This window comes from Vibrio sp. YIC-376, assembly GCF_052353105.1.
GTDB lineage: Bacteria > Pseudomonadota > Gammaproteobacteria > Enterobacterales > Vibrionaceae > Vibrio.
The window spans coordinates 74,388-82,743 of sequence record NZ_JBBWFK010000015.1 but is presented as its reverse complement, the minus strand read 5'-3'; the positions used below and the strand labels follow the sequence as shown (position 1 = coordinate 82,743).

General features: G+C 47.2%; 9 protein-coding genes and 1 rRNA gene. 3 read left to right on the top strand and 7 right to left on the bottom strand.

The annotated features are described in order from the left end of the window. Positions 1-5: 5 nt before the first annotated feature. Positions 6-1,558 (bottom strand): 16S ribosomal RNA (locus WJM94_RS20995). Between the two features lie 491 nt (positions 1,559-2,049). Here WJM94_RS20995 and WJM94_RS20990 point away from each other — a divergent pair. After that, positions 2,050-2,598 (top strand): gamma carbonic anhydrase family protein, encoded by a 549-nt coding sequence (locus WJM94_RS20990; RefSeq protein ID WP_444496120.1) that lies wholly within the window; start codon positions 2,050-2,052, stop codon positions 2,596-2,598. 16 nt (positions 2,599-2,614) lie between these two features. Here WJM94_RS20990 and WJM94_RS20985 read toward each other — a convergent pair whose 3' ends face one another. The 4 genes from WJM94_RS20985 to WJM94_RS20970 all read right to left on the bottom strand — a co-directional run bounded on the left by WJM94_RS20985 (position 2,615) and on the right by WJM94_RS20970 (position 5,337). Continuing rightward, on the bottom strand, positions 2,615-2,878 hold the full coding sequence (locus WJM94_RS20985) for a DUF1488 domain-containing protein (protein ID WP_444496119.1): 264 nt from the start codon (positions 2,876-2,878) through the stop codon (positions 2,615-2,617). 3 nt (positions 2,879-2,881) lie between these two features. Next, the gene (aroE, locus tag WJM94_RS20980; protein ID WP_444496118.1) at positions 2,882-3,715 is read right to left on the bottom strand and encodes a shikimate dehydrogenase; all 834 of its coding nucleotides are present in this window, start codon (positions 3,713-3,715) and stop codon (positions 2,882-2,884) included. A gap of 102 nt (positions 3,716-3,817) precedes the next feature. Then, positions 3,818-4,735, bottom strand: a complete 918-nt coding sequence (gene hemF / locus WJM94_RS20975) for an oxygen-dependent coproporphyrinogen oxidase (RefSeq protein ID WP_444496117.1) — start codon at positions 4,733-4,735, stop codon at positions 3,818-3,820. A gap of 44 nt (positions 4,736-4,779) precedes the next feature. Next, positions 4,780-5,337, bottom strand: a complete 558-nt coding sequence (locus WJM94_RS20970; RefSeq protein ID WP_444496116.1) for an L-threonylcarbamoyladenylate synthase — start codon at positions 5,335-5,337, stop codon at positions 4,780-4,782. 199 nt (positions 5,338-5,536) lie between these two features. Here WJM94_RS20970 and purE point away from each other — a divergent pair, with 199 nt between their 5' ends. Together purE and WJM94_RS20960 are read left to right on the top strand one after the other, a co-directional pair. Next, entirely contained in the window at positions 5,537-6,022 is a 486-nt protein-coding gene (gene purE / locus WJM94_RS20965) for a 5-(carboxyamino)imidazole ribonucleotide mutase (protein ID WP_444496115.1), read from the top strand. Between the two features lie 4 nt (positions 6,023-6,026). After that, positions 6,027-7,160, top strand: coding sequence for a 5-(carboxyamino)imidazole ribonucleotide synthase (locus WJM94_RS20960; RefSeq protein ID WP_444496114.1), 1,134 nt, complete (start codon positions 6,027-6,029; stop codon positions 7,158-7,160). 67 nt (positions 7,161-7,227) lie between these two features. On the opposite strand, the gene WJM94_RS20955 is transcribed toward WJM94_RS20960, so the two are convergent. Both WJM94_RS20955 and WJM94_RS20950 read right to left on the bottom strand, forming a co-directional pair. Next, on the bottom strand, positions 7,228-7,797 hold the full coding sequence (locus WJM94_RS20955) for a topoisomerase DNA-binding C4 zinc finger domain-containing protein (protein WP_444496113.1): 570 nt from the start codon (positions 7,795-7,797) through the stop codon (positions 7,228-7,230). A gap of 78 nt (positions 7,798-7,875) precedes the next feature. Next, positions 7,876-8,355 (bottom strand): DUF494 family protein, encoded by a 480-nt coding sequence (locus WJM94_RS20950; protein WP_031779194.1) that lies wholly within the window; start codon positions 8,353-8,355, stop codon positions 7,876-7,878. Between the last annotated feature and the right edge of the window lies 1 nt (position 8,356).

Genomic DNA, 8,356 nt, shown 5'->3' with positions numbered 1-8,356 from the left:
TCGTATAAGGAGGTGATCCAGCGCCAGGTTCCCCTAGCGCTACCTTGTTACGACTTCACCCCAGTCATGAACCACAAAGTGGTAAGCGTCCCCCCGAAGGTTAAACTACCTACTTCTTTTGCAGCCCACTCCCATGGTGTGACGGGCGGTGTGTACAAGGCCCGGGAACGTATTCACCGTGGCATTCTGATCCACGATTACTAGCGATTCCGACTTCATGGAGTCGAGTTGCAGACTCCAATCCGGACTACGACGCACTTTTTGGGATTCGCTCACTTTCGCAAGTTGGCCGCCCTCTGTATGCGCCATTGTAGCACGTGTGTAGCCCTACTCGTAAGGGCCATGATGACTTGACGTCGTCCCCACCTTCCTCCGGTTTATCACCGGCAGTCTCCCTGGAGTTCCCGACATTACTCGCTGGCAAACAAGGATAAGGGTTGCGCTCGTTGCGGGACTTAACCCAACATTTCACAACACGAGCTGACGACAGCCATGCAGCACCTGTCTCAGAGTTCCCGAAGGCACTCTAGCGTCTCCGCCAGATTCTCTGGATGTCAAGAGTAGGTAAGGTTCTTCGCGTTGCATCGAATTAAACCACATGCTCCACCGCTTGTGCGGGCCCCCGTCAATTCATTTGAGTTTTAATCTTGCGACCGTACTCCCCAGGCGGTCTACTTAACGCGTTAGCTCCGAAAGCCACGGCTCAAGGCCACAACCTCCAAGTAGACATCGTTTACGGCGTGGACTACCAGGGTATCTAATCCTGTTTGCTCCCCACGCTTTCGCATCTGAGTGTCAGTATCTGTCCAGGGGGCCGCCTTCGCCACCGGTATTCCTTCAGATCTCTACGCATTTCACCGCTACACCTGAAATTCTACCCCCCTCTACAGTACTCTAGTCTGCCAGTTTCAAATGCTATTCCGAGGTTGAGCCCCGGGCTTTCACATCTGACTTAACAAACCACCTGCATGCGCTTTACGCCCAGTAATTCCGATTAACGCTCGCACCCTCCGTATTACCGCGGCTGCTGGCACGGAGTTAGCCGGTGCTTCTTCTGTCGCTAACGTCAAATAATGCATCTATTAAACACACTACCTTCCTCACGACTGAAAGTGCTTTACAACCCGAAGGCCTTCTTCACACACGCGGCATGGCTGCATCAGGCTTGCGCCCATTGTGCAATATTCCCCACTGCTGCCTCCCGTAGGAGTCTGGACCGTGTCTCAGTTCCAGTGTGGCTGATCATCCTCTCAGACCAGCTAGGGATCGTCGCCTTGGTGAGCCCTTACCTCACCAACTAGCTAATCCCACCTAGGCATATCCTGACGCGAGAGGCCCGAAGGTCCCCCTCTTTGGCCCGAAGGCATCATGCGGTATTAGCCATCGTTTCCAATGGTTATCCCCCACATCAGGGCAATTTCCTAGGCATTACTCACCCGTCCGCCGCTCGCCGCCCAACAAATCCCCCGAAGGTTCAATGTTGTCGCTGCCGCTCGACTTGCATGTGTTAGGCCTGCCGCCAGCGTTCAATCTGAGCCATGATCAAACTCTTCAATTTAAGATTTTGTCGGCTCAATGAATACTGAACATTACATAAGTAATGTTTGAATTGACTGTGCTGAATCTTGCGATTCAATGGTCACTTCGTATCATTGAAACCTAATTTGAAACCGAAGTTTCTAATTGGATTATCATCAACGAGTGCCCACACAGATTGATAGGTCTATATTGTTAAAGAGCGTTCCTATTGAGCCTCGCTCAAATCGGACGGCCATTTTAGCGAGTTAAAGTTTAGTGTCAATCACTTTTTTCAAACTTTTTTCAAGCGTTTCCGCTTGGCTAATTTGGCTTGCTAACTCAGTTTCGTTTCTTTCGAAGCGTTGCCGTGTCAGCGAGGTGGCATTATAGGGATTGCGATCACATTGGCAAGCCATTTTTCAGGTTTTTTTTGATTTTTTTATCGTTTGAGTGTTTTTTATTCTAAAAGGCGAGTTTTTACTACTCTTCTACCCCTATACCCCCTTTAATCGCCTTTAATAAGGAGAAAAGATGAGTTCAATAAGAAGTTATAAAGGTATGAAGCCTCAGCTTGGTGAGCGAGTTTACATCGATCCAACATCTGTTTTAGTCGGTGACATCATCATTGGGGACGATTCTAGTGTTTGGCCGTTGGTTGCAGCACGTGGTGATGTAAATCATATTCACATTGGTGATCGCACAAATATCCAAGACGGGAGCGTTTTACACGTTACGCACAAAAATCAGGAAAACCCAAACGGCTACCCTTTGATTATTGGCAATGACGTCACGATAGGTCACAAAGTCATGTTACATGGTTGCGAGATTCACGATCTCGTGTTGGTGGGGATGGGTGCTATTGTTCTCGATGGCGTGGTAATTCAATCTGAAGTGATGATTGGCGCTGGTAGCTTAGTGCCACCTGGAAAAGTATTAGAAAGTGGTTATCTCTATGTGGGTAGCCCGGTAAAACAAGCCCGCCCCCTTTCAGAAAAAGAGCGAGCCTTCTTACAAAAGTCTTCTGATAACTACGTGCAGAACAAAAACGACTACTTAAATGAAGTAGAAGTCATTAGTTAGCGATTCGATAAGCTAATTATTCAATAATGATGTGGCCTTCTTCATTGAAGGCTTCATCTTCTATAAGTTCTTCAGCAACATCTTCCAGATCAAATCGACAGGCGATAAATGCCGTTATTGCTTGTTGTTCGTCTTCTATGGCCAACCCGCTCATTTTTGCAAGCTTCTGTTTTGTTACGTAGCATTCGATAAGTGCGCCAGATTGCTGTGCAGGAAAGTTTACCGATTGTGATGTCTCATCCCACGACTGGATATCTGGGAATAAAATGGATTGGTTCATCGACTACTGACCTTCAAGGTTTTTTCTTAATTCACGTAAAATCTGTTTGGCTCCCGGACGCAAACCACGCCACAGCATAAAGCTCTCAGATGCTTGGCCCACCAACATGCCTAAACCATCATAGGCATGAGAAGCACCATGCGCCTTTGCCCACTGGTTAAATGTGGTATCACCTTTGCCATACATCATGTCATAGCTTGTGCTGTTTGCCGCGAAGATAGTAGGCGATATATCAGGAAGCTCACCACTCAACGAAGCAGAGGTCGAGTTGATAATGACATCATACTCTTCAGTAATGGTACTCATCTCTTTCGCTGTCACTGGCCCATAAGCGGCAAACAACTCCGCCAGCTCTTCTGCTTTGGCAAAAGTACGATTGGTGACCGTTAAAGAAGCAGGTTTTTGATCAAGTAATGGATTGATGACGCCACGAGATGCTCCACCAGCCCCTATGATCAGGATACGAGCCCCTTCTAAAACGACGTGATGCTGAAGCAAGTCTTGCACTAAGCCAGCACCGTCGGTGTTGTCACCAATGATTTCACCATCATCCAGCTTCTTTAGTGTATTCACAGCTCCGGCAAGCTGAGCACGCTCGGTTAATCGACTGGCAAATCGATATGCCTCTTCCTTAAAAGGCAAGGTAACGTTACATCCTTTGCCGCCTTCAGCAAAAAACACTGTTACCGTTTCTATAAATCCATCAACAGGGGCGCATTCAGCCGTATAAGTCAGTGATTGATTCGTTTGGCGAGCAAAAAGTGTGTGAATAAACGGCGACTTGCTGTGCCCAATAGGATTACCAAACACGGCATAGCGATCGATTTGCTGAGTCATTTCCTTACCTTTATTCCTTACCTTAATATAGAGAAAAACAGGGCCATCTGATTAAAGATGACCCTATCACTATCTATCTATATAGAAAAGTAGATTCAGCACTTACCACTCGCGCGGTTTTAGGTATCGCTCGTAAAGCTCAGCCTCTGGTGTACCCGCTGCAGGTTCGTAGCTGTACTCCCAGCGTGCCAATGGTGGCATTGACATCAGTATCGACTCCGTACGCCCACCACTTTGTAAACCAAACAAAGTCCCACGGTCATACACTAAGTTAAACTCAACATAACGACCACGACGGTACAACTGAAACTCGCGTTCACGCTCACCGTATTCGATGTTTTTACGACGCGCGACGATAGGTAGATAAGCCTGACAGAAACCTTCTCCCACCGCTTTGATGTAATCGAAACACTTATCGAACTCCCAATGGTTCAAATCATCAAAGAACAAACCACCAACACCACGTGTTTCGTTTCGGTGTGGGAGGAAGAAATACTTATCACACCACGCTTTGTGCTCTGCATAGACTTCATCACCGAATGGGGCACAAATTGCTTTCGCAATATCGTGCCAATACTGACAATCTTCTTCGAAAGGATAGAAAGGAGTCAGGTCGAAACCACCACCAAACCACCAAATCGGCTCTTCTCCCTCTTTTTCTGCGATAAAGAAGCGAACATTAGCATGAGAAGTCGGCACATAAGGGTTTTTAGGGTGAATAACCAAAGAGACACCCATCGCCTCAAAGCGGCGACCCGCTAATTCAGGACGATGAGCCGTTGCTGACGCTGGCATTTCTTTCCCTTCAACGTGAGAAAAGTTCACTCCACCCTGCTCGAATACGTGACCATCACGGAGAACTCGTGAACGGCCACCACCACCAAGACGCTCTCCCGGTTCACGATGCCATGCATCTTCGACAAAGACGGCCTTTCCATCTTCTTGTTCTAACTGCTGGCAAATGGAATCCTGAAGCGACATCAGGAACTGCTTTACGGCATGCTTATCGATTGCTGACATACGTTATTACCTATTGGTACCTTATTGATAGCTAGCTGGCAGGGTTAGCCCTGTCTTAATATTTGTGAGGTTTTAGCGTCACGAATCTCACTTGGCTTGTCACGACCGCTGGTTTCACCACGAAGAATAGCCACCAGCTTGTCACCTAACTGCTGCTCCACTTCTTCCGTCGTCATACACGGTGGCAAACCAGAAAGATTCGCGCTGGTAGAGGTTAACGGCTTTCCGAAAGCATTACACATCTTTTGCACCAAAGGATGATCAGTCACACGAACTGCAATCGAATCAAACTGTCCAGAAACCCAATTAGACACTTTATCGCTCGCTGGCATGATCCAGGTGTATGGGCCAGGCCAGGTTGCATGAACTTTATCTAACTGCTCTTGAGTCAACTGAGACTCGTCAATGTAAGGCAATAGCTGTTCATAGCTGGCGGCAATAAGAATAAGCCCCTTTTCTACCGGACGCTGCTTCAGTTCCAGCAATTTTTGGATTGCCTGCGGGTTATCTGGATCGCACCCGACACCAAAAACACCTTCTGTTGGATAGGCAATCACTTCGCCTTGTTGTAGTGCGTTGAGCACCTGTTCAAAGTTATCCACCGATTACTTCCTGATAGTCTGACTGTATTATTTTCTCTAAGTGTACAAATATTCATTCTCAGAGACTAAAGCAATTTTTTTATAAAATGTATCAATAGCATTTACAAAGGCGCGCAAACGTTTGCTTGAGATAAAAATCCCCGTATAATGCGCACAAATTTATCAGCTCACCTAATTTTGCAGCTTGAAGGAGTTTGAGATGAAAGTCGGTATCATCATGGGTTCTAAATCAGATTGGCCAACCATGAAACTAGCAGCGGACATGCTGGATCAATTTGGCGTGTCTTACGAAACAAAAGTGGTGTCAGCTCACCGTACTCCTCAACTATTGGCTGATTACGCAAGCAGCGCGAAAGAGCGCGGAATCAAAGTGATCATCGCAGGTGCAGGCGGTGCCGCTCACCTACCAGGTATGACAGCAGCATTCACAAGTTTGCCAGTTCTTGGTGTTCCGGTTCAGTCTCGCGCACTAAAAGGTATGGATTCTCTACTGTCTATCGTACAAATGCCAAAAGGTATCGCGGTCGGTACATTAGCGATTGGTGAAGCAGGCGCAGCAAACGCTGGCATTCTGGCGGCACAAATTCTGGGTACACATGATGAAAGCATCATGGCAAAAGTGGAAGCGTTCCGTAAAGAACAGACGGAAACCGTCCTGGCTAACCCAAACCCAGCTGAGGATTAATCGGATGCATGTACTGGTTCTTGGAGCAGGTCAGCTGGCTCGTATGATGTCTCTGGCTGGTGCACCACTGAATATCCAAATCTCGGCTTACGATGTAGGCAGCGGTAATATCGTCCACCCTCTCACTCAACATGTACTTGGTCATGGCCTGGAAAATGCCATTGAACAAGTGGATGTGATCACAGCGGAATTCGAGCATATCCCTCACGATGTACTCGACATCTGTGACGTTAGCGGAAAGTTCCTGCCTAGTACAGAAGCCATCAAGGCAGGTGGCGACCGCCGCCTTGAGAAAGCATTATTAGATAATGCCGGCGTGCGTAACGCAAAATACTACGTGATTGAAACACGTGAAGATTTTGATCGTGCCATTGAATATGTTGGCATGCCAATGGTACTGAAAAGTGCACTAGGCGGTTACGATGGTAAAGGTCAATGGCGCTTAAAAGAAGCTTCTCAGGCAGATGCTATCTGGACAGAAATGGCTGAGTGCATCGCAGCAACACCAACTCAAGCCATTGTGGCTGAGGAGTTTGTACCATTTAGCCGTGAGGTGTCCTTAGTTGGTGCACGTGGTAAAGATGGCAGTGTTGAAGTTTATCCACTGGCAGAAAACGTCCACACTAATGGTGTTCTGAGCCTTTCAACTGCCATTGATGCGCCAGAACTGCAAGTGCAAGCCAAGCAGATGTTCACAGCGGTAGCAGACAGCCTAAATTACGTCGGCGTATTGGCGTTAGAGTTCTTTGATGTCGATGGTACTTTGTTGGTGAATGAAATTGCCCCACGAGTGCATAACTCGGGTCATTGGACGCAACAAGGTGCGGAAACTTGTCAGTTTGAAAACCATCTGCGTGCGGTGTGCGGTTTGCCACTAGGCAGTACTAAACTGATTCGCGAAACCTCAATGGTTAATATTCTCGGTGAAGACACCTTACCAGAAGCGCTATTCGCAATGGATGGTTGCCATATTCACTGGTATGGTAAAGAGAAACGTGCAGGTCGCAAAATGGGCCACATCAACGTATGTGGTGACTACCCTGGAGAACTGCATCGCAGACTGTGCGCGTTAGCCGATGTGTTGGATGAGGTCGCCTTCCCTGCTGTGCACGAATTTGCACAAAAAGCACAGGCTTAAGATTCCGTAATTACCAATCGAAAAATTACAAATTGAAAAAGGGTCGCATCATGCGACCCTTTCTAATTTACCCTTGCTGGGTGTGCTGACACTTGCGGTTCGCGCATTGCAGTTTCACACCACTGGCAGATTTCTTCTCCACCAGCAAAGTAAAACCACACTCTTCGCAGCGACCTTTGATCGGCGGTAAATTCACTGCAAACTTACACTTTGGATAATTATCACAGGCATAAAACGTCTTGCCGAAGCGTGTCTTACGTTCAACTAAATGACCTTTGCCACATTCAGGACAAGCATGCTGCTCCTGAGACTGCTTTTCTGGTTCAGGCTGGTTAATCGACTCTATATGATGGCATGCCGGGTAATGACTGCATCCGACAAACATCCCGTAACGTCCCTGACGCAACACCAGTTCATGGTCGCACTCAGGGCACGGCACCCCCAGTTCTTTTACGATGTGGCCATCATTGTTGTGCAGTGCTTTGATGTAATCACACCCTGGATACTGGCTGCAACCGAGGAATGGACCGTGCTTACCGTGCTTAAGAGTAAGCTCTCCTCCACACTTTGGACAAGGCTCATATTCCAGCGCATGTTCATGGGCAGAAAAGAGATTATTGTCGATTTTACTACTCATACTTACCGTTTACTTGAAAGAGACCAAACAGACAAGTTCTTGCTCTACGAACAGAACTCGAACTTGCCTCGGTTGGGTTTAATGAAGAATCCCTTGTTCCTTGGTATATAACAGCTCTTCCATCAGCGTATAAGCATTTTCATTGCCTGGTACATTAAACAGCACCATCAGAATGATCCATTTGAGATCTTCAAGCTCAAACTCGTTCGTTTCCAGACCCATCACTCGATCAATCACCATTTCACGAGTTTCTGTCGTCAGTACATTGATCTGCTCGAGGAATAATAGAAAGCCTCGGCATTCTAAATCCAAACGCTGCATCTCTTTCGCAGTGTAGATACGAGTCGATGAAGACGCGATACAAGCCGAGATAGCAGAAGATGTATCACTTTGCTGCAGCGCAGCGAGCTCTTCTAACCAGACAAGGGCTTTGTAGATATCTTTTTGCTGGAAGCCTGCGCGAAGCAGTTCATCTTCCAACTCGTCTTGTTCGACCTGTAACTCTGCATCGCTATGGATGTAGGTTTCGAATAGATACATCAGTATATCCATCATCATA

Excerpts from the sequence above, each read along its gene's own strand:
- WJM94_RS20990 (WP_444496120.1), top strand. The coding sequence starts at position 2,050 with ATGAGTTCAATAAGAAGTTATAAAGGTATGAAGCCTCAGCTTGGTGAG.
- WJM94_RS20985 (WP_444496119.1), bottom strand. The coding sequence starts at position 2,878 with ATGAACCAATCCATTTTATTCCCAGATATCCAGTCGTGGGATGAGACA.
- aroE (WP_444496118.1), bottom strand. The coding sequence starts at position 3,715 with ATGACTCAGCAAATCGATCGCTATGCCGTGTTTGGTAATCCTATTGGG.
- hemF (WP_444496117.1), bottom strand. The coding sequence starts at position 4,735 with ATGTCAGCAATCGATAAGCATGCCGTAAAGCAGTTCCTGATGTCGCTT.
- purE (WP_444496115.1), top strand. The coding sequence starts at position 5,537 with ATGAAAGTCGGTATCATCATGGGTTCTAAATCAGATTGGCCAACCATG.
- WJM94_RS20960 (WP_444496114.1), top strand. The coding sequence starts at position 6,027 with ATGCATGTACTGGTTCTTGGAGCAGGTCAGCTGGCTCGTATGATGTCT.
- WJM94_RS20955 (WP_444496113.1), bottom strand. The coding sequence starts at position 7,797 with ATGAGTAGTAAAATCGACAATAATCTCTTTTCTGCCCATGAACATGCG.
- WJM94_RS20950 (WP_031779194.1), bottom strand. The coding sequence starts at position 8,355 with ATGATGATGGATATACTGATGTATCTATTCGAAACCTACATCCATAGC.